The sequence below is a fragment of the Cedecea sp. Ae19-4 genome, assembly GCF_059801165.1.
In genome coordinates this window covers 966,438-987,615 of the sequence record NZ_JBCHWG010000002.1, presented here as the reverse complement: position 1 = coordinate 987,615, position 21,178 = coordinate 966,438, and the positions used below count along the sequence as shown (strand labels likewise).

Below are 21,178 nucleotides of genomic sequence, written 5' to 3'. Positions count from 1 at the left end.
TCCGTATTTCGGTTAGCCTTTCAGGCATTTGACTCAAAAAATTCTCGGGCTGACACCACATCTCTGGCGATTTGCGCCTTCAGCTCATCGAGTGAAGCAAATCGCTGCTCATTACGTATCTTTTTACGCAGCACTACTTCTATATGGCGACCATAAAGGTCCATTACAACGTCCAGTAAATGGACTTCAAGCTGCTGGCGTATTCCCGCCACCGTAGGGCGAGTACCGATGTTTGCCACGCCGGCAATCGGCTTTTCACCAAGGCCTGAGACTTCCACCGCATAAACCCCTTTTACCGGGGAAACGTGGCGACGCAGCGGCAGGTTTGCCGTCGGGAAGCCAATAGTACGGCCCAGTTCATCCCCATGCACAACGCGGCCGGAGATCATAAATGGATGCCCTAACAGGTTTTCTGCCTGCTGCAGGTCATCATCGGCCAGCGCCTGGCGCACCGCGGTACTGCTGATACGCACCCCATCGTCACAAAACGTTTGGGTGCTGGTGATATCAAACCCGTATTCGCGGCCAGCCTTCTGTAATAACAAGAAATCCCCCTGGCGACCAGCGCCAAAGCGGAAATCATCCCCCACCGCGAGGAATTGCACCCCGAGCCGGTCAACCAGAAGGTCGCTCACAAAGTTTTGTGCGCTCAGCGCGGCGAAGCGGCGATCAAAGCGCACGCACAGAACGTAGTCCACGCCACACTCGGCCAGGTAGCGCAGCTTTTCTCGCAGGCGAGTCAACCGGGCAGGGGCTTTTTCCGGTGCAAACAATTCGAGCGGCTGAGGCTCAAAAATCATGACCATTACCGGAAGGTTGCGCGCACGCCCCTCTTCGCACAGACCCTTTAATAGCGCCTGGTGGCCACGATGCACGCCGTCGAAATTACCAATGGTGAGTACACACCCGTGGTGCTCCCGGCGCAGATTATGTATACCGCGTATCAGCTTCATGGCTGGCTCAAAACAGTGGAAATTGGCGGATTATACCAACTACCGCGATTAAGGTTAACCGGCGATTAGCGCCTTTAACGTAAAGCTTGAATGAATTCATTGTACTGGGAAGGGCTTTGCGCAGACTTCGCATTTGTCTTGACGAATTTTGATGCGAAAGACTGTATTCCGAAGCCTGATGCTGGTAGAATCCGCGCCATCACACGTAAGAGGTGTCGGAAATTTAACGACGCTTATTTGCACAAATCCATTGACAAAAGAAGGCTAACGGGGCATATTCCTCGGCCTTTGAATTGTCCACATAGATCATATTTGGGAGTTGGACCTTGGCTAATATCAAATCAGCTAAGAAACGTGCCGTACAGTCTGAAAAGGCTCGTAAGCACAACGCAAGCCGTCGCTCTATGATGCGTACTTTCATCAAGAAAGTATACGCAGCGATTGAAACTGGCGATAAAGCTGCTGCACAGAAAGCATTTAACGAAATGCAACCAATCGTGGACCGTCAGGCTGCTAAAGGTCTGATCCACAAAAACAAAGCTGCGCGTCATAAAGCAAACCTGACTGCGCAAATCAACAAACTGGCTTAATCGCCTTTTTGCTGTGAGCTTTGATAAAAAAACCGGCTAACGCCGGTTTTTTTATGCCTGTCATTCAGTCAACTTTAAACAGCGCGGAGTAATCCTTGCTGCAGATGCGCTGCACCGCAGGATGCTGAATCATGCGTTCGGCAAAAATGGCATGGTACTCCTCCAGCACGTTATCCATTCTACCTATCTCGACGATATCGTCATCGCTATAGATATCCTGCGCATACAGCGTCGGTGCCACAAAGATAGCGTTATGTGCGGCGCCAAACGCCTTCATCAGCGCGGCATCATCAAACTCGCCCAGAATCTCAATCTTCAGTCCCTGGATGTTAATCCAGTTAAGCAGTTTGCGGCCCAGCATTGAGCGACGCCCGGGAATAAGCAGACGTCTGGTTTCCAGACAGGCGGGGAAAGGCAGTTCAGGCTTCGGTCCCTGGCACCAGAAACTGATACCGCATTCACCGAGCTTCACCGAGAACAGCCCTTCCTGCTGAGTAGAATCAATCGGGCAGTCCGAGATGATCATATCCAGCTTATGCTGGCTAAGCTGCTCCAGCAGCATTTCATGGGTTGATTCAAAACAGCGCAGGTGGATCTGCTCATCCTCGACCACGGCCGCATCCAGCACGCCGCTAACCAGACGCTTGGATAACGCATCCGCCACGCCAACATCAAATAAAATGTTAGCTTCTTTACGGTAGTTAACGATATCCAGCATTTCCTGGCTCAGGGTAAACATTCTGTCGGCGTAGCGGAACACCAGTTGCCCCAGCTCCGAAGGGACAAGTCCCCTGCCCTGACGGCGGAATAGTTTGCCCTGCAGGCGCTCTTCAAGCGCTTTGATTTGCCCGGTGATCGTTTGTGGGGTCAGGAACAATGCCTCAGCCGCACCGACAACCGACCCTTCTTTGCAAACGTGCCAGAAATAATAAAGATGATTGTAATTGATATGGGACATACCCTTCACTCCCTGAGAATTAATCCATTATCGGGTCATCTGGCGATGACCCGGCAGCCAGTAACGTCATGAAGTCGCCTTAGGCAATCGTACTTTTAGCATCATGAAGCCGACGACAGCAGAGAGTAACGACCCCAGCAAAATGCCCAGTTTCGCCCAGGTAATCAGCTCCGCGTCAACGTCGCCAAAGGCCAGTGAAGCGATGAAGATGGACATCGTAAACCCTATGCCACACAGCACGCCTACCGCCATAATATCCCTAAAGCTTGTTCCCTCTGGCAGTGAGGCAAGCTTAAACTTCAGCGCCAGCCAGCAAAACAGGCTGATACCCAGTGGCTTACCGATGAACAACCCGGCCATAATACCCAGCGGCAGAAGCGACGTTAGCCCCTGCATGGTCACTCCGCTGAGGGAAACCCCTGCATTAGCAAAAGCAAACAGCGGCAGGATCAGGAAGGCGACCCACGGATGCAGCACATGCTCCAGGTCCTGAGCTGGCGAGCGTCCCTTTTCTTCTTTCAGTGGAATGAAGAAGCCAATAATCACGCCTGCAAGCGTGGCATGCACGCCTGATTTCAGTACCGCAGTCCACAATATTACGCCCACCAGAATGTAGACTCCGGTACGACGCACGTTAAACAGGTTCAGCAATGCCAGTGCCACAATGGCCACGGCAGCGACACCTAGCGACATCACCGAAAGATCGCTGGTATAAAACAGCGCGATAATCACAATTGCGCCAAGATCATCAATAATTGCCAGCGCCATCAGGAAAACCTTCAGTGCCAGCGGGACACGGTTGCCTAGAAGCGCAAGGATCCCTAAAGCAAAGGCAATGTCGGTTGCCGCAGGTATCGCCCAGCCTTCACGGGTTACAGGATCAGCATAGTTAAAAACCAGATAAAGCAGAGCCGGTACCACCATCCCACCCAGGGCGGCAATGACCGGGAATGAAGCCTGACGGCGATCGGCCAGTGACCCGATAACCATTTCCCTCTTTACCTCAAGGCCAATCATCAGGAAGAAAATCGCCATCAAGGCATCATTCACCCACAGCAGCAGATTTTTACTGATATCCAGCGGCCCAATTCTCACTTCAACAGGTGTGGCAAGAAAAGCCTCATAGCCAGCGCTGGTCGATCCCATATTTGCCAGTAGCATTGCCAGTGCCGCAGCAACAATCAAAAAAATACCGCCAGCGGCATCATTCTGAAAGAAACGTTGCAAATTTTTAGTCATTATTTCACCCAACTCTCTAAGTAGCGTATTCATCCTGAACACTAATAGGGTAGCCAGAATAGCGACAATGACACATCGTTAAAAACAGCTTATATGGCAAAAAAAGATCGGAAAAACCGACCCATATCAAAAAGCATAAAAAAACCTGAACCGAATGAAGCAGTTCAGGTTTTTTGAAGCATACCAACAGGAAGAAATTACCGAGTTAAATCATCAAAGAATTTCTTCACCCCGTCGAAGAAGCTCTTCGAACGCGGGCTGTTATTCGCCCCGGTAGGGCCGCCGAAGCTCTCTTCTAAATCACGCAGCAGCTTTTTCTGTTTTTCGTTCAGACTAACTGGCGTCTCTACAACGACACGGCACAGCAGATCGCCCTGCGCACCGCCGCGTACGGACTTCACGCCTTTACCGCGCATTCTGAACAGCTTGCCGGTTTGCGTCTCACCCGGAACCTTCAGGTTAACTCGACCGTCCAGGGTTGGAACTTCAATTTCTCCACCCAGCGCAGCCATCGCAAAGTTGATCGGCACTTCGCAGTAGAGGTTATTGCCTTCGCGTTCGAAGATTGGGTGCTGTTTCACCTGAACCTGAACGTACAGATCGCCTGATGGCGCGCCGTGTTCGCCCGCTTCGCCTTCGCCAGACAGACGAATACGGTCTCCGGTATCCACGCCTGCCGGGATTTTCACCGACAGCGTTTTGGTTTTCTCTACGCGGCCGTGACCGTGGCAGCTGTTGCACGGATCTTTAATGATAGTGCCGCGGCCCTGACAGTGCGGGCAGCTTTGCTGCACGGTAAAGAAGCCCTGGCGCATCTGCACCTGGCCCTGGCCGTGACAGGTTGGACAGGTCTGCGGGGAAGATCCTTTCTTCGCGCCGCTGCCGTGGCAAACTTCGCACTCTTCGAGCGTCGGGATACGGATCTCTTTGGTGACGCCACGAACCGCTTCCTCAAGCGTTAAGTCCATGTTGTAGCGCAGGTCTGCACCGCGGGACGCACGCTGGCGGCGTCCGCCACCAAAAATGTCGCCGAATACGTCGCCAAAGATATCGCTGAAGTCGGCACCGCCGCCACCAAAGCCGCCGCCGCCGCCCATACCACCTTGTTCAAACGCAGCGTGACCGTACTGATCGTAGGCCGCACGTTTTTGGTCATCGGTCAGGATTTCGTAGGCTTCTTTGATCTCTTTGAACTTCGCCTCGGCCTCTTTATCGCCCTGGTTACGGTCCGGATGGAACTTCATCGCCAGGCGCTTGTAAGCCTTTTTGATTTCACGCTCTTCCGCTGACTTCGGAACGCCTAAAACCTCGTAATAGTCTCTCTTCGCCATCTCTTTTTTCTGCCCTTAACATACGAGCACGGGCGTGGAGTAAACTCCGCGCCCGTGCCGGTTAATTACCCTGCATCAGGGCGATTATTTTTTATCTTTAACTTCTTCGAACTCGGCATCAACAACATCGTCGTCTTTGCCGGCGTTGGCGTGGCCTGCATCTGCGGCATTGCCAGCCTGCTGCTCAGCGTGCTGCTGCTGAGCCAGTTCCATCAGCTTCTGGGAAACTTCAGCCAGAGCCTGGATTTTAGCTTCGATGTCCGCTTTGTCTTCGCCCTTCAGGGACGCTTCCAGCGCGGTCAGCGCAGACTCGATAGCAGTTTTGTCGTCAGCCGGCAGTTTGTCGCCTGCTTCTTCAACCTGCTTACGGGTGCTGTGCAGCAGATGGTCACCCTGGTTACGGGTCTGAACCAGCTCTTCGAACTTACGGTCAGCTTCGGCGTTAGCTTCTGCATCACGAACCATTTTCTGGATTTCGTCTTCGTTCAGGCCAGAAGATGCTTTGATGGTGATCTTCTGCTCTTTGCCGCTGTTTTTGTCTTTCGCGGAAACGTGCAGAATACCGTCAGCATCGATGTCGAAGGTGACTTCGATCTGTGGCATACCGCGCGGTGCCGGGCTGATCCCATCCAGGTTGAACTGACCCAGTGATTTGTTATCGGATGCGCGTTTACGCTCACCCTGAATCACGTGGATGGTTACCGCAGACTGGTTGTCTTCCGCAGTAGAGAACACCTGGCTGTGCTTGGTTGGGATGGTGGTGTTTTTGCTGATGAGCGCAGTCATCACGCCACCCATAGTTTCTATACCCAGAGACAGTGGGGTAACGTCCAGCAACAGCACGTCTTTTACATCACCGGTCAGCACGCCGCCCTGAACCGCTGCACCGATAGCAACAGCTTCGTCCGGGTTAACGTCTTTACGCGGCTCTTTACCGAAGAACTCAGCAACTTTTTTCTGCACCATTGGCATACGAGTCTGACCGCCGACCAGGATAACGTCCTGGATATCGGAAACAGACAGGCCAGCATCCTGCAGGGCAACTTTCAGCGGCTCGATAGAACGGTTGACCAGGTCTTCGACCAGGGATTCCAGTTTCGCACGAGTCACTTTGATGTTCATATGCTTTGGACCGGTCGCGTCTGCAGTGATGTACGGCAGGTTTACGTCGGTCTGCTGTGCAGAAGAAAGCTCGATTTTGGCTTTTTCTGCCGCTTCTTTCAGGCGCTGCATTGCCAGCGGATCGTTACGCAGGTCAATGCCCTGATCTTTCTTAAACTCGTCAACGAGGTAGTTGATCATGCGGCTGTCGAAGTCTTCACCACCCAGGTGGGTATCACCGTTGGTTGCCAGAACTTCGAAGGTTTTCTCGCCGTCAACTTCGTCGATTTCGATAATAGAGATATCGAAAGTACCACCACCGAGGTCGTAAACCGCGATAGTACGGTTGCCGACTTCTTTATCCAGGCCGTAAGCCAGAGCGGCAGCGGTTGGTTCGTTGATGATACGTTTCACTTCCAGACCTGCGATACGGCCAGCGTCTTTGGTTGCCTGACGCTGAGCATCGTTAAAGTATGCAGGTACGGTGATAACAGCTTCGGTTACCGGCTCACCCAGGTAATCTTCAGCGGTTTTCTTCATTTTCTTCAGCACTTCAGCAGAGATCTGCGGCGGTGCCATTTTCTGACCTTTTACGTCAATCCATGCGTCGCCGTTGTCAGCGCCGATGATTTTGTAAGGCATGATGGCTTCATCACGCTGCACTTCTTCGTCCTGGAAGCGACGGCCAATCAGGCGTTTAATCGCAAACAGAGTGTTTTGCGGGTTAGTCACTGCCTGACGTTTAGCCGGCTGACCTACCAGGATTTCGCCGTCCTGCGTGTAAGCAATGATAGAAGGCGTGGTGCGGTCGCCCTCGGCGTTCTCCAGCACACGAGCAGTTGTACCATCCATAATCGCGACACAAGAGTTAGTAGTCCCCAGGTCGATACCAATAATTTTACCCATCTAAACGTCTCCACTAAAAATTCGTCATCATGTGGTTGTGAACCTGTTATGCGGGCAAAAGCGTCTGTTTCAACTGCCCGAAGCGTTTTTTTTCAGGTCCGCCAACTGCGGTTGCATACAAGATGGGGTCGCAACGCTTGCCATCAAGGGGCAGGTGAAAAAAAATTTTCTGCTTTCCCCCCGCTCAGATCATAGACGCCGACGTGCTGCCTGATTATTATGCCGCGCCCGCAACCGGACTCCCGGCTGCGGGGCCTTAATTAACACTACATTTCAGATGAATTTTTCAGAGGAACTATGGGCAACACTAAGTTGGCTAATCCAGCTCCCCTGGGCTTAATGGGCTTCGGCATGACCACCATTTTGCTCAACCTGCATAACGCAGGTATTTTTGGTTTTGACGTTACTATCCTCGCGATGGGGATTTTCTACGGCGGTATCGCGCAAATCTTCGCGGGCCTGCTGGAGTTTAAAAAAGGGAACACTTTCGGTTTAACCGCCTTCACCTCCTACGGCTCTTTCTGGCTGACGCTGGTGGCGATTCTGCTGATGCCTAAAATGGGCCTCAGCGATGCGGCCAACGGCCACTTCCTTGGCGCGTACCTGGGTCTGTGGGGTGTCTTCACCCTGTTCATGTTCTTCGGCACCCTGAAGTCCCCACGTATGCTGCAGTTCGTGTTTGCCAGCCTAACCGTGCTGTTTGCCCTGCTGGCGATTGGCCACCTGGCAGATAACGAAGGTATGGTGAAAATCGCGGGCTGGATTGGCCTGGTGTGTGGCGCCAGCGCTATCTACCTGGCGGTGGGTGAAGTGCTGAACGAGCAGTTTGGCCGCACCGTGCTGCCGATCGGCGAAAAGCACTAATCTTCCTTTAGCGGAAAACAAAACGCGGAGCCCTGCTCCGCGTTTTTTTATTCAGGAAGGCGTCAGCGCCCTTTCTTCTATCTTGTCCTGATGATGAATATCCTTTCTTAGCCAAATCCCCATCACCAAACCCACAACGGCAAGCGCCAGCACGTACCAGGCCGGAGCCATCGGCGAAACGCCCATTAACATGGTGACCGCAATCGGCGTCAGGCCGCCAAAAATGGCATAGGACAGATTGTAAGAAAACGAAATTCCGGTGAATCGTACCTGCGCCGGGAAGGCTCGCACCATAACAAATGGTACCGCGCCAACCACGCCCACGCTCAGCCCGACCAGGCCATACAGCAAGAAGAGATGTTCTGGATGCGTCCCACTCAGGTGATAAAACATCCAGCTACAGATAGCGAGCAAGATGCTGCCGACGGTAAAGGTTTTCCCTGAGCCATAGCGGTCAGCCGACAGCCCTGCCAGCAGGCAGCCCACGCACAGCATAATCGTGGCGATACTGTTTGCCTGCAACGTTAAGGCAGGCGCGATCCCATGCTGTTTTTGCAGCCAGATCGGCGACATCAATATCACCACCACGATGCAGGCGGAGAGCAGCCAGGTCAGCAGCATAGAAACCACCACCGCTTTTTTATGCCCAACCACGACTGACTTAAGCGGCATCTCCTCGGCCAGCGCTTTACGCTGCTGCATTTCGAGGAAGATCGGCGTTTCACGCAGCCAGCGGCGAAGGTACATCGCCACCAGACCAAAAATCCCGCCAAGGAAGAAAGGAATGCGCCAGCCGCCGTCATGAATCGCCTGCTGGGTCATGGAAGTATTAATAATGGTTGCCACCACGGAGCCCAACAGAATCCCGACGGTCAGCCCCATCGTCAGAATGCCGCAGGCAATACCAATCCGCTTATCCGGCACATGCTCAGAGACAAACACCCAGGCGCCCGGCACTTCGCCGCCGATGGCCGCCCCCTGCAGAATACGCATCAGCAGCAGCAACAGCGGAGCCGCAATGCCTAATGAAGCGTACGTTGGCAACAAACCTATGGCCAATGTCGGTACCGCCATCAGCAGAATACTGAGGGTAAACATCTTTTTGCGGCCAACCAGATCGCCAAAGTGCGCCATCACAACCCCGCCCAGCGGACGCACAAGATAACCGGCCGCGAAAATAGCGAATGTCTGCACCTGGCGCAGCCACTCCGGGATATCGGCCGGGAAGAAGAGCTCTCCCAGCACCGCCGCAAAGAAGACGAAGATAATGAAGTCGTAGAATTCGAGGGCGCCACCGAGGGCTGCAAGCGTCAGGGTTTTGTAATCCTGCCGGTTAAGAGGTCTGGCGTGCTGTTTTGACATAGGGGACCGCTTGTAAAGAGGAGTGTTAATTATTTTTTCCGTTTAGCTGTAAAGCCAGAGTTACTATAACGATAAAATGTTCACACTCCATACCAATTCGATCTTATGTCACAAAAGCTAATTATTCAGGGTTTTGTCTCGCGCCGAGCGCTTTTAGGGCGGAAAGCTGCTACCACATGGTCATGCGTTTCAACATAAGGCCCATCCAGCAGCTGTATACAATACGGTACACTCGCAAAAATTCCCGGCACCACAACCTTGCCGGTTTCATCTTTCACGCCTTCCAGCGTTTCCTGAATAGATTTTGGCTGCCCCGGAAGGTTGAGGATCAAGGCCTGTTTGCGAATGACGCCCACCTGACGCGAGAGGATCGCTGTCGGGACAAAATGCAGGCTGATCTGACGCATCTGTTCGCCAAAGCCGGGCATTAACCGATCGGCGACGGCGAGCGTAGCGTCCGGCGTTACGTCACGACGCGCCGGCCCGGTTCCGCCGGTGGTCAGCACCAAATGGCAGGCCATCTCATCCACCAGCTCGCAAAGTGCTTGTTCAATGAGGGATTGCTCGTCAGGGATCAGACGGGTTTCTATTTTAAACGGCGTCGTCAACGTCTGCTCAAGCCACTCTTGCAGCGCAGGGATGCCTTTATCCTGATAAACGCCGCTAGAAGCGCGGTCTGAAATGGACACGAGTCCAATGCGTAAGGTATTCATATCAATCCCGGAAATCAGCAAGTCTGAGAGGAATGATACACGGGGAAAGGCGTTGCAGACAGGGAAAGCGGTGAAAAGCGTGGCCGACGGAAGCCGGCCACGAGAATGATTACAGCAGGTCGCCGATCATTTTTTCCAATTTTTCCTGGTCGATAGCAAACTTACGGATACCGTCCGCCAGTTTGTCTACGGCCATTGGATCCTGGTTGTGCTGCCACAGGAACTGGGACTCGGTGATACGCTCAGGACGCGCTTTCACTTCCCCGGTGTAGCTCAGCTTACGCTCAATTGCGCCTTCGCTTTCTGCCAGCTCTTTCAGCAGGGCAGGTGCGATGGTCAGGCGGTCACAGCCAGCCAGCTCGACGATTTCACCGACGTTACGGAAGCTTGCACCCATCACCACGGTTTCGTAACCGTGCTGCTTGTAGTACTGGTAGATTTCGGTCACGGAAACCACGCCTGGATCTTCCTGCGGAGCGTACTCTTTCTTGTCGGTGTTAGCTTTGTACCAGTCAAGGATACGGCCAACGAACGGAGAAATCAGGAACACGCCAGCTTCAGCACAGGCACGAGCCTGAGCGAAGGAGAACAGCAGGGTCAGGTTACAGTTGATGCCTTCTTTTTCCAGCTGCTCTGCAGCGCGGATGCCCTGCCAGGTAGAAGCCAGTTTAATCAGGATGCGATCGTTGCTGATGCCCGCGTCGTTGTAGAGCTTGATCAGGTGTTTGGCTTTCGCGATGCTGGCTTCGGTATCATAGGAAAGGCGAGCATCCACTTCGGTCGAGATACGGCCAGGGATCAGCTTCAGAATTTCCAGGCCAATGTTTACCGCCAGCTTGTCGGAAGCGTCAACCACCTGCTGAGCGCGATCGGTGCTCTGGCTACGAGCCCAGGTAATCGCTTCGTCGATCAGTTTACGGTACTCAGGGATCTGCGCAGCGTTAAGGATCAGAGAAGGGTTGGTAGTAGCATCTTGCGGCTGGTACAGCTTCATCGCCGCGATATCTCCGGTGTCAGCAACCACGGTGGTCAGTTGACGCAAAGAAGTCAATTTATCCGTCATAATGAGTGTTTCTCTTCAGGTGTAGCTTGTTAGGGAGATGTAACCGGTCTGACTTGATGATATCACGCCGCCCATCAGGTGCAACCGCGACAAGTGCTGTCCGTCCAGTGGACGAGAATATGCTAAACTCGACCGCCATTTTATCTGTAACGTAATGGATTGCATGGCCCGGGCCCGTCAACCTCGCCGCCATCACGCATTAACAAGAGGGACGTTAATGACAGATTTTTTATTTTTTATCAATGAGGTACTTTGGGGCTCGGTCCTACTTTGGCTGCTTATTGGCGCGGGCATCTGGTTCACCTTCCGCAGCGGCTTCGTCCAGTTCCGTTACTTTACCCGGCTGCGCCTTTTCCTGCGCAACAGCGACTCGCCGGATCCTTCCGGAATATCCTCATTCCAGGCACTTTGCACCAGCCTTGCCGCGCGCGTCGGCAGCGGTAACCTTGCGGGCATTGCGCTGGCCATCTCAGCAGGTGGCCCCGGTTCGGTGTTCTGGATGTGGGTTGCCGCCGTGCTCAGCATGGCCACTGCCTTCGCAGAGTGCTCCCTCGCCCAACTCTATAAAACCCGCGACAAAGAAGGAAACTACCGCGGCGGCCCGGCCTGGTATATGGAGCGTGGGCTTGGCATGCGCTGGATGGGGGTGCTGTTTTCCGTCTTTTTGATCGTTGCCTTCGGCATGGTGTTCAACGCCGTACAGGCCAACTCCATCGCGATTGCCACTCACTACGCGTTTGACGTGCCAAAAATCTGGGTAGGCCTATTCCTGGTTACGGTTACCGCGCTGGTCATCTGGCGAGGAATGCGGACCATTGCTCGCCTCTCCCAGTGGCTGGTGCCGCTAATGGCATTACTCTGGGTATGCATGAGCCTGTATGTTGTGGGGCTGCACATTGAACGTATCCCCGAAGTCATCCGGCTGATTTTCAGCCACGCCTTCGGCTGGCACGAAGCCGTTTCGGGCGCGCTAGGTTATACCGTCAGCCAGGCCATCACCAATGGCTTCCAGCGCGGGATGTTTTCTAACGAAGCTGGCATGGGCTCCACGCCTAACGCAGCCGCAGCGGCGGCCGCATGGCCCCCACACCCGGCCACTCAGGGCGTGGTGCAAATGTTTGGGGTATTAATTGATACGGTGATCATTTGCACCGCGACTGCCGCCATTGTGCTGATGTCCGGCATGATGGATGGCACAGAAACGTCACGCAGCGGCATTATTCTGGTTCAGCAAGCGCTCAGCTCAGCCGTAGGCAGTTGGGGCAGCGGTTTTATCGTGGTTATCGTTTTCCTGTTCGCCTTCACGTCTATCATGGCGAATTACACCTACGCAGAGAACAATTTGCTGTTCCTGAACCAGGACAGCCGCGCGCTGAAATTTTTACTGCGCTTTATGGTGCTCACTATGGTGATGTTCGGTACGCAGGCCGCGCTGCCACTGGTCTGGCAGCTGGCAGACGTGGCGATGGCTATTATGGCGTTAACCAATATCACGGCGATCCTGCTGCTTTCTCCGGTGGTGAAAACAATAGCGGCAGATTATCTGCGCCAGCAAAAGCTGGGCATATCGCCTATTTTCAACCCCAACCGTTTCCCGGAGATTAAGACCCAGCTTGCCCCCGGCGTTTGGGACAGAGACGTGGAAAAAAAATCTTAGCTGATTGCAGCCATAGGCCGCGACAGGCAGGAAATTTGCTAAAGTAACGGCCTAACTATGCAAGGAGTGGACATGCTAATTCTTATCTCACCTGCCAAAACGCTGGATTACCAAAGCGAGCTGCCGACGGACCGCTATACACAGCCGGAACTGTTGGAATATTCACAGCAGTTAATCAGCGTTGCCCGCAAGCTTAGCGCACCGCAAATTGCCTCCCTGATGAGCATCAGCGATAAGCTGGCTTCTCTTAACGAAACCCGTTTCCATGAGTGGCATCCGGCATTTACGCCACAAAACGCGCGCCCGGCTATTCTCGCCTTTAAAGGTGATGTGTATACCGGCCTGCAGGCCGAAGAGTTTAGTGAAGCCGACTTTGATTTCGCCCAACAGCATCTGCGTATGCTTTCCGGGCTGTACGGCGTGCTGCGCCCGCTGGATTTAATGCAGCCTTACCGGCTGGAAATGGGCATTCGCCTGGAAAACCCAAAAGGCAAAGATCTGTATCACTTCTGGGGCGATACGATCACCGAGAAGCTCAATCAGGTGCTGGCCACCCAGGGCGACAATATCGTGGTCAATCTGGCGTCTGATGAATACTTTAAAGCGGTGAAGCCGAAGAAGCTGAACGCGGAGATCGTCAAGCCCGTCTTCCTCGATGAGAAGAACGGCAAGTTTAAAGTCATCAGCTTCTACGCGAAAAAAGCGCGCGGGCTGATGAGCCGCTACATCATTGAGAATCGCCTGACGAAGCCAGAACAACTCAAAGCGTTTAATACCGACGGCTATTTCTTTGATGAAGAAGCGTCCCAGAAAAACGAACTGGTGTTTAAGCGCCACGAGCAATAAAAAAACGCCAGCGTTAAGCTGGCGTTTTACTTTGAACTCGCGCCGGTTATCTGTCCCAGCGATTATCATGATGTTCCCGTGGCGGGCCATCAAACCTTGCGTGGCGCTGCCAACGATGTTCACGCCACTCATAATGTCTTACCCACCAGTCGTGGTCTCGCCAGTAACGGCCGTCCCAGTAGCGCCCGTGGTTATCCTGATCGCCGAAGTGCAGCGTCACGGCAGGCACCAGCGTGATTTCTCCCGCCTGTACCGCCAGCGGTGTCACCACCAGCAGGGACAACGCCAGAAAAATGGATTTCAACATAATTTGCTCCTTACTTCTTAAGCCGGCCCAATGGGCCCGTTAAGATGAGCTTATGTCGGAAATCACACCCGCGTTATTCTCCGCAATCCTAATCTCTAAGCATCCGCATTTTATGGGAATTTCTCCTTTTTTCCTGCTAAATGCCTGCTTATTTTCCCCCTGATTTACAGGGAAAAACGCCCCAGTCTGACAAGCAAAATGGGGCTTCAGAATTACGCTTTAACCATCATGAACTTACGCAGTTCGGCAAAATCAGCTGGGAGGTTGTGGGACAGCAGCGGCAGATCGGCGCGGGAGGCCAGCTCCTCCGGCAGCGGCAGCGCTTCGCCCAGAATCTCTTCTACGCTCTCTTTAAACTTCGCCGGATGCGCGGTCCCCAGGAATAGCCCAAACTCACCTGGCTGCAGCTGGTCGCGCAGAGCACGGTAAGCAATCGCCGCGTGTGGTTCAGAAACGTAGCCAATCGCCTTCAGCTCGCGCATCGTGTCTTTGGTGGTTGCGTCGGTCACGGCAGCATAGCCAAGGTCGGTCAGACGCCAAATTTTGCGGCGGAAAAGCTCTTCCACTCGCGGCCAGTTGTTCGGCTGGCTAACATCCATGGCGTTGGACAGCGTGGCCACGGTCGCTTTAGGTGCCCACTGGCCTTCAGCCAGGAAACGCGGAACGGTGTCGTTGGCATTAGTCGCCGCAATAAAGCGCTTAATCGGCAGGCCGAGGGATTTTGCCAACAGGCCAGCCGTCAGATCGCCAAAGTTACCGCTCGGCACGGAGACCACAAGCTGATTACGGGCTTCCTGCGGCAGCTGGGCTACCGCTTCGAAGTAATAGCAGATCTGCGCCAGCAGGCGGCTAATGTTGATGGAGTTTGCCGAGTTTAACCCCAGCGCCATCTTCAATTCTTCATCATCAAATGCCTGTTTCACCAGCGCCTGGCAGGCATCAAAATCGCCGTCAATCGCCACGGTTTCGATATTTCCACCGAGGGTACAGAACAGTTTTTCCTGCAGCGGGCTGATTTTCCCACGCGGATAAAGAATAACGACGCGCACATTCTTAAGGCCGTAGAACGCATGGGCCACCGCCGCACCGGTATCGCCGGATGTTGCGGTCAGAATGGTTACAGGCTTGTCGCCGCTGATGTGGGTCAGCATCTGCGCCATAAAGCGCCCGCCAAAGTCTTTAAACGCCAGCGTCGGGCCGTGGAACAGTTCCAGGCAGCCCACGTCCGGCTCAACCATATTCACCGGTGCAGGAAACGCGAAGGCCGCACGCACGCGCTCTTCCAGAATCTCCTGCGGGATCTCATCGCCGATAAATGCGGACAAAATTTTGCTGCTACGGCTGACAAAATCCATCTCCAGCATGGTGTCGATTTCAGTCAGTTCAAACTCAGGCAGGTCATGCGGGAAAAACAGCCCCTGCTGTTTGCCCAGGCCCTGGGTAACCGCCTGTGCAAAGGAGACCTGCTCGTTGTGATCTTTAAGGTTGTACAGTTTCATGTCTTATCCCAAAACTCGTGCGCCAGCCGTATCCAGACGGCAAATATGTACAAAACCTTCCTGGTTCTGCAAATAATGTTGGCTGAGCCAGTCAGCCACGCGCTGCGCGGTATCGGTGTTATCGCACAGTGCAAATAAGGTCGGGCCAGAACCCGAAATCCCGCTCGCCAGGGCGCCGATATCCGCCACGGCTTTACGGGACTCATCAAACTTCGGCAGCAGTTTGGCGCGGTAAGGTTCAGCAATCACATCCTTCATCAGTTTCGCCGCGAGTGCAGGCTGGCGGGTATGACAGGCATGAATAAAACCGGCCAGATGGCGACCGTGGCTGATGCAGTCCTGACGGCGATACTGGGCGGGTAAAATCGCACGCGCTTCGGCGGTTGAAACCTTAATCCCAGGGTACGCCAGCACCCAAAGCCACTCATCAAAGCCTGGCACCTGCTGGCTGATGATGCCGTTTTCTTCGATCATTAACTGCATGCCGCCGAGGAAACAAGGCGCGACGTTATCGTAATGAATGCTGCCGGAAATACGCCCTTCCAGCTCGCCCATCAGTGCCAGCAAGCGTGTGTCGCTCAAAGGCTTACCGCAAAATTCATTCATCGCCATCAGGCCAGCCACCACCGAACAGGCGCTGGATCCCAGCCCGGAGCCGATGGGCATGTTTTTCTCAAGCGTCATCGCCACGGGAATAGTCTTGCCAATTTCCTGGCAGAAACGCTCCCAGCACTGATAAACAATGTTCTCGCGCGGTTCATCCGGCAGCTTGCTGGCGAACCGCCCAAGGTTGGTCAGGCTGAAGCTGTCTGCCGCTTCAACCGTGACGTAATCACCCAAATGTGAGCCATCAACCGGCGACACCGCCGCACCCAGCACATCAAAACCGACGCTCATATTGGCGCTGGAAGCCGGGGCATATACTTTAACCATCTTAAACTCCTAACTTCCATGACAGGGTGCGAAGCAGATCCGCGAAGACACCGGCGGCGGTAACGTCGTTACCTGCCCCGTAGCCACGCAGTACCAGCGGCAGCGGTTGATAATAGTGGCTGTAGAAGGCCAGGGCATTTTCGCCGTTCTTCACCTTATACAGCGGATCGTTGCCGTCTACGGCGTCGATTTTCACTTTGCAGCTGCCGTCTTCTTCAATAACGCCGACGTAACGTAGCACTTTCCCATCGTCACGCGCCTTCCTCACACGAGCCGTAAACTCATCATCCAACTGAGGAAGGCGTGCCATAAAAGACTCGACGTCTCCGCTTGCATCAAAATTTTCCGGAAGTACGGATTCGATCTCGATATCCGAAAGCTCCAGACTGCTCCCGGTCTCACGTGCCAGGATCAACAGCTTACGCGCCACGTCCATACCGGAAAGATCGTCACGCGGATCCGGTTCGGTATATCCCATTTCACGCGCAGTGCTGGTCGCCAGCGAGAAGCTCATTCCCTCATCCAGCTTCCCGAAGATGTAAGAAAGCGATCCGGAAAGAATGCCCGAGAAACGCTGCAGCTCATCGCCCGCATTCAGCAGGTTTTGCAGGTTTTCGATAACCGGCAAGCCTGCCCCCACGTTGGTGTCGTAGAGGAACTTCCGGCGAGAACTCTCCGCGGCATTACGCAACTGGTGGTAATAATTCATGCTCGAGGTGTTGGCCTTTTTGTTTGGCGTCACCACGTGGAAACCTTCGCTCAGGAAATCAGCGTACTGATCCGCCACGGCCTGGCTGGAAGTACAGTCCACAATCACCGGATTCAGCAGATGATACTCTTTCACCAGGCGGATCAGGCGGCCAAGATTGAACGGCTCTTTGGCCTGCTCCAGCGCCTGCTGCCAGTTTTCGAGATCCAGGCCATGCACGTTAGTCAGCAGGGCTTTAGAATTCGCCACGCCGCAAACGCGCAGGTCGATATGCTTCTCCTTCAACCACGCCTGCTGGCGTTTAACCTGCTCCAGTAGAGCCGCGCCCACGCCGCCAACGCCCACCAGGAAAAGCTCAATAACCTGATCGGTGTTAAACAGCATCTGGTGAGTCACACGTACGCCGGTCACGGCATCGTCGTTATTGACCACAACGGAGATAGAGCGCTCGGAAGAACCCTGTGCGATAGCGATAATGTTGATATTCGCGCGGGCCAGGGCAGCAAAGAACTTGGCGGAGATACCACGCAGCGTTTTCATGCCGTCGCCCACGACGGAGATAACCGCCAGGCGTTCGGTGACCGCCAGCGGCTCCAGCAGCTCCTCTTTCAGTTCGAGATAGAATTCGTCTTCCATCGCTTTGCGAGCGCGACCGCAATCGGCCTGCGGAACGCAGAAGCTGATGCTGTACTCGGAGGAGGACTGGGTGATCAGCACCACGGAGATCCCGGCACGGGACATCGCGGCAAACACGCGTGCAGCCATGCCGACCATGCCTTTCATGCCCGGGCCTGAAACGCTAAACATCGCCATGTTATTCAGGTTAGTGATGCCTTTCACCGGCAGCCCTTCGTCATCGCTCTTGTCGCCAATGAGCGTACCTGGCGCCTGCGGGTTTCCGGTATTTTTAATCAGGCAGGGGATCTGGAACTGGGCAATCGGGGTGATGGTGCGAGGGTGAAGTACTTTGGCGCCGAAGTAGGAAAGCTCCATCGCTTCCTGGTAAGACATCGACTTCAGCAGTCGGGCATCAGGCACCTGGCGTGGGTCGCAGGTATAAACGCCGTCGACGTCAGTCCAGATTTCACAACAGTCGGCTCGCAGACAGGCAGCCAGCACGGCGGCAGAATAGTCGGAACCGTTGCGGCCCAGAACAACCAGCTCGCCTTTGTCGTTCCCGGCGGTAAACCCAGCCATCAGAATCATGTGATCTTCAGGAATGCGGCTGGCGGCAATGCGGCGAGTTGACTCTGCGATATCCACGCTGGAATCCAGGTAATGCCCCACCGCCAGCAGCTTCTCGACCGGGTCGATCACGGTCACCTGGTAGCCACGAGCCTGCAGCACGCCCGACATAATAGCGATAGACAGCTTCTCGCCCCGGCAAATGATCGCCGCATTGATGCTGTCCGGGCACTGGCCCAGCAGGCTGATCCCGTGCAGAACATGTTTAAGCTGAGCAAACTCCTGATTCACTAACCCTTTCAGTTCAGCCAGCGGAAAGCCCGGCTGCGCCTCTGCCAGACCATTCAGCAGTTCAGCAAAAATACGCTCTGCGTCGCTGATATTCGGCACAGCGTCCTGGCCCCCGATGGTTTTCTCAATCATCGCCACAAGGTGGTTAGTAATTTTTGCCGGAGCAGACAACACGGTCGCCACCTGCCCCTGTTTGGCATTACTTTCCAGGATATCGGCAACGCGAAGGAAACGCTCCGCATTTGCCACCGAAGTACCACCGAATTTCAACACTCGCATTGTTGTGACCCCTTGATTTTTTCCCGAAAAAAAAGCCCGCACTGTTTAGGTGCGGGCTTTTTTCATTTTTACCTGTATGCGTCAGCCCGCACCGTTACCTGTGGTAATGGTGGTTGTGATAATTGTGGTAATCAGGCTGAAGCGAAACATGGATGTTGTGTGCTCTAAATTTGTAATAGCTCTATTGGTTAAAGCAATCCCTTTACCAAGTCAATTTTTTTTAGTTCTGTCACAAAAAATCGCCTTGCCCGGTCGAGCTGAAAAACCCACCAAAAATGGGAGTAAAAGCGCGTAAATAGCGCAATAAGTTAGATGAACGTCTCAAAAAGAGTCATTCAAAAACATTTCATTCTGGTAATTTTTTTTCGATGTCATGAAGCAAACGGTGAAGCATTGCCGTGTCTCTCTGCTCCAGTAGCCCCAAACGCTGCTGGACCCAATCGACCATTTTTTGGTCGCCCGCAACCTCAAGGCGATGCAAAAGCGCTTCCATTCGCAGACGCAGCGCATTCAACTGCTGCCCGTCACCGGCCACGTTTTCCACAGGCGGTTGCTGCATCAAAGCGGAAAGCTGGTAGCAATAAACCATCACGGCCTGCCCCAGGTTAAGCGACGGATAATCCGCGACCATCGGCACGCCGGTTAGCACATCCGCCAACTCCAGCTCTTCGTTGGTCAGCCCGGAATCTTCACGGCCAAAAACCAGCGCCACGCATCCTACCCACTGGCGTTTCTCTTCGAGTATAGGCAGTAGCTGCTGCGGCGTCGCATAGTAATGAAACTTCGCCCGACTGCGGGCCGTTGTGGCGATGGAAAAATCCACGTCACTCAGAGCATCCGCGAGCGTGTCAAAGTGGCGAATTCCATCAAGAATATCGCCCGCGCCGTGCGCTACCCAGCGGGCGGCGGGCTGGAGATGCGCATCACTGGCTACGATCCTCATCTCCGTAAACCCCATGGTCTTCATCGCCCGGGCAGCGGCCCCGACGTTCTCTGCTCTGGCCGGTGAAACCAGGATAATTGGCAAACGCATTGGAACTCTCTTCTAAAATTCGTTAAAACGTGCGAAGTGATGCACAAATTTGGATAATACGCATCGCAAATTTACTTTGTTGCAACATATATTGTGGCTATAACTTCTGATGGACTTATAACTTAAGCTTATGCTTTTACGTGATTATATACCATGAAAACAGGGGAAACACGGGTTATATCCACTTGTTTATCATGGTTTATTTCCCCACAAGAGAAACACAGCTGCAGGCCAGATTCAGCGTACTTTATTTGACGCTTTACGATCTTGATTATTAAAAAGTTGTGACAAAAGCTAGCATTGAGCTACGATGATTTATTGAAACTGTTAACGTGCTACAATTGAAATTGATATATGTCAACGAAGCGTAGTTTTATCAGGTGTCTAAAGCGCGTCAGCCTGTTATGTTGCTGTTAAAATGGTTAGGATAACAGCCGTTTTTGACACCGTCGGGTCCAAAGGGAATGCACCCACGACCAAGCTAATGATGTTGTTGACGTTGATGGAAAGTGCATCAAGAACGCAATTACGTACTTTAGTCATGTTAAGCCCGGCATGTTAATTTATGGCATGTAACAGGCAGGTCAGGGACTTTTGTACTTCCTGTTTCGATTTAGTTGGCAATTTTAGGTAGCAAACATGCAGACCCCGCACATTCTTATCGTCGAAGACGAATTAGTAACACGCAACACGCTTAAAAGCATTTTTGAAGCGGAAGGCTATGATGTTTTTGAAGCGACCGATGGCGCAGAGATGCATCAAATCCTTGCCGATAATGACATTAACCTCGTCATTATGGACATCAACCTGCCGGGTAAAAACGGCCTGCTGCTGGCGCGTGAATTGCGCGAGCAGGCTAACGTGGCGCTGATGTTCCTGACGGGTCGTGACAACGAAGTAGACAAGATTCTCGGTCTTGAAATCGGTGCGGATGACTACATCACCAAACCTTTCAACCCGCGTGAATTGACTATTCGTGCACGTAACCTGCTGTCCCGCACCATGAATTTAGGGGCCATCAGCGAAGAACGTCGTTCCGTTGAAAGTTACAAATTCAACGGCTGGGAGCTGGACATCAACAGCCGCTCTCTGGTTAGCCCGAACGGTGAACAGTATAAGCTGCCGCGCAGTGAATTCCGTGCGATGCTGCACTTCTGTGAAAACCCGGGCAAAATTCAGTCTCGTGCCGAGCTGCTGAAAAAAATGACCGGTCGCGAGCTGAAGCCGCATGACCGTACCGTCGATGTGACCATTCGCCGCATTCGTAAACATTTCGAATCCACGCCGGATACGCCTGAAATTATCGCCACCATCCACGGCGAAGGCTACCGTTTCTGCGGCGATCTGCAGGAATAAGCG

The 21,178-nt window shown here is 53.5% G+C and carries 20 protein-coding genes and 1 other annotated feature; of the genes, 5 read left to right on the top strand and 15 right to left on the bottom strand.

The features are described from left to right. Positions 1 to 20 precede the first annotated feature (20 nt). The gene (gene ribF / locus AAIE02_RS17480; RefSeq protein WP_008461695.1) at positions 21 to 953 is read right to left on the bottom strand and encodes a bifunctional riboflavin kinase/FAD synthetase; all 933 of its coding nucleotides are present in this window, start codon (positions 951 to 953) and stop codon (positions 21 to 23) included. Between the two features lie 326 nt (positions 954 to 1,279). On the opposite strand from ribF, the gene rpsT reads away from it, so the two are divergent. Further along, positions 1,280 to 1,543, top strand: a complete 264-nt coding sequence (gene rpsT / locus AAIE02_RS17475) for a 30S ribosomal protein S20 (protein WP_008461694.1) — start codon at positions 1,280 to 1,282, stop codon at positions 1,541 to 1,543. Positions 1,544 to 1,607: 64 nt separating this feature from the next. On the opposite strand, the gene nhaR is transcribed toward rpsT, so the two are convergent. The 4 genes from nhaR to dnaK form a co-directional block, all read right to left on the bottom strand. Continuing rightward, positions 1,608 to 2,501: a transcriptional activator NhaR gene (gene nhaR, locus AAIE02_RS17470; RefSeq protein ID WP_008461693.1), complete on the bottom strand. Its 894-nt coding sequence runs from the start codon at positions 2,499 to 2,501 to the stop codon at positions 1,608 to 1,610. 66 nt (positions 2,502 to 2,567) lie between these two features. Then, positions 2,568 to 3,740 carry a Na+/H+ antiporter NhaA gene (gene nhaA / locus AAIE02_RS17465; protein ID WP_008461692.1) on the bottom strand — a complete coding sequence of 391 codons (1,173 nt, stop codon included), beginning with the start codon at positions 3,738 to 3,740 and terminating at the stop codon, positions 2,568 to 2,570. Positions 3,741 to 3,937: 197 nt separating this feature from the next. Further along, positions 3,938 to 5,071 carry a molecular chaperone DnaJ gene (gene dnaJ / locus AAIE02_RS17460; RefSeq protein ID WP_008461691.1) on the bottom strand — a complete coding sequence of 378 codons (1,134 nt, stop codon included), beginning with the start codon at positions 5,069 to 5,071 and terminating at the stop codon, positions 3,938 to 3,940. A gap of 84 nt (positions 5,072 to 5,155) precedes the next feature. Further along, on the bottom strand, positions 5,156 to 7,078 hold the full coding sequence (dnaK, locus tag AAIE02_RS17455) for a molecular chaperone DnaK (protein WP_008461689.1): 1,923 nt from the start codon (positions 7,076 to 7,078) through the stop codon (positions 5,156 to 5,158). A gap of 297 nt (positions 7,079 to 7,375) precedes the next feature. On the opposite strand from dnaK, the gene satP reads away from it, so the two are divergent. Beyond that, on the top strand, positions 7,376 to 7,942 hold the full coding sequence (gene satP / locus AAIE02_RS17450; RefSeq protein WP_498532951.1) for an acetate uptake transporter: 567 nt from the start codon (positions 7,376 to 7,378) through the stop codon (positions 7,940 to 7,942). 51 nt (positions 7,943 to 7,993) lie between these two features. On the opposite strand, the gene AAIE02_RS17445 is transcribed toward satP, so the two are convergent. The 3 genes from AAIE02_RS17445 to tal form a co-directional block, all read right to left on the bottom strand. Then, positions 7,994 to 9,304 (bottom strand): MFS transporter, encoded by a 1,311-nt coding sequence (locus tag AAIE02_RS17445; protein ID WP_166993493.1) that lies wholly within the window; start codon positions 9,302 to 9,304, stop codon positions 7,994 to 7,996. Between the two features lie 125 nt (positions 9,305 to 9,429). After that, complete coding sequence (gene mog / locus AAIE02_RS17440) at positions 9,430 to 10,017, bottom strand: molybdopterin adenylyltransferase (RefSeq protein ID WP_008461683.1); 588 nt, start codon at positions 10,015 to 10,017, stop codon at positions 9,430 to 9,432. Positions 10,018 to 10,126: 109 nt separating this feature from the next. Continuing rightward, positions 10,127 to 11,080: a transaldolase gene (tal, locus tag AAIE02_RS17435; RefSeq protein ID WP_336982801.1), complete on the bottom strand. Its 954-nt coding sequence runs from the start codon at positions 11,078 to 11,080 to the stop codon at positions 10,127 to 10,129. Between the two features lie 217 nt (positions 11,081 to 11,297). On the opposite strand from tal, the gene AAIE02_RS17430 reads away from it, so the two are divergent. Further along, positions 11,298 to 12,737, top strand: coding sequence for an alanine/glycine:cation symporter family protein (locus tag AAIE02_RS17430; RefSeq protein WP_498532950.1), 1,440 nt, complete (start codon positions 11,298 to 11,300; stop codon positions 12,735 to 12,737). 72 nt (positions 12,738 to 12,809) lie between these two features. Next, entirely contained in the window at positions 12,810 to 13,583 is a 774-nt protein-coding gene (yaaA, locus tag AAIE02_RS17425) for a peroxide stress protein YaaA (protein WP_498532949.1), read from the top strand. Between the two features lie 46 nt (positions 13,584 to 13,629). On the opposite strand, the gene AAIE02_RS17420 is transcribed toward yaaA, so the two are convergent. The 7 genes from AAIE02_RS17420 to yjjY form a co-directional block, all read right to left on the bottom strand. Continuing rightward, the gene (locus AAIE02_RS17420; protein WP_213715098.1) at positions 13,630 to 13,890 is read right to left on the bottom strand and encodes a DUF2502 domain-containing protein; all 261 of its coding nucleotides are present in this window, start codon (positions 13,888 to 13,890) and stop codon (positions 13,630 to 13,632) included. Between the two features lie 212 nt (positions 13,891 to 14,102). Next, on the bottom strand, positions 14,103 to 15,389 hold the full coding sequence (thrC, locus tag AAIE02_RS17415; RefSeq protein ID WP_498532948.1) for a threonine synthase: 1,287 nt from the start codon (positions 15,387 to 15,389) through the stop codon (positions 14,103 to 14,105). 3 nt (positions 15,390 to 15,392) lie between these two features. Beyond that, positions 15,393 to 16,322, bottom strand: a complete 930-nt coding sequence (gene thrB / locus AAIE02_RS17410; protein WP_008461668.1) for a homoserine kinase — start codon at positions 16,320 to 16,322, stop codon at positions 15,393 to 15,395. A gap of 1 nt (position 16,323) precedes the next feature. Continuing rightward, complete coding sequence (gene thrA, locus AAIE02_RS17405) at positions 16,324 to 18,786, bottom strand: bifunctional aspartate kinase/homoserine dehydrogenase I (RefSeq protein ID WP_498532947.1); 2,463 nt, start codon at positions 18,784 to 18,786, stop codon at positions 16,324 to 16,326. 25 nt (positions 18,787 to 18,811) lie between these two features. Then, positions 18,812 to 18,929 (bottom strand) — a sequence feature (Thr leader region). Then, positions 18,868 to 18,936 (bottom strand): thr operon leader peptide, encoded by a 69-nt coding sequence (gene thrL, locus AAIE02_RS17400; RefSeq protein WP_071530522.1) that lies wholly within the window; start codon positions 18,934 to 18,936, stop codon positions 18,868 to 18,870. (Overlaps the previous feature by 62 nt.) Positions 18,937 to 19,132: 196 nt before the next feature. After that, complete coding sequence (locus AAIE02_RS17395) at positions 19,133 to 19,819, bottom strand: tRNA/rRNA methyltransferase (protein ID WP_008461665.1); 687 nt, start codon at positions 19,817 to 19,819, stop codon at positions 19,133 to 19,135. Between the two features lie 402 nt (positions 19,820 to 20,221). Beyond that, on the bottom strand, positions 20,222 to 20,362 hold the full coding sequence (gene yjjY / locus AAIE02_RS17390) for a YjjY family protein (protein ID WP_085938930.1): 141 nt from the start codon (positions 20,360 to 20,362) through the stop codon (positions 20,222 to 20,224). Between the two features lie 96 nt (positions 20,363 to 20,458). Here yjjY and arcA point away from each other — a divergent pair, with 96 nt between their 5' ends. Continuing rightward, complete coding sequence (arcA, locus tag AAIE02_RS17385; protein ID WP_008461663.1) at positions 20,459 to 21,175, top strand: two-component system response regulator ArcA; 717 nt, start codon at positions 20,459 to 20,461, stop codon at positions 21,173 to 21,175. Positions 21,176 to 21,178 lie beyond the last annotated feature (3 nt).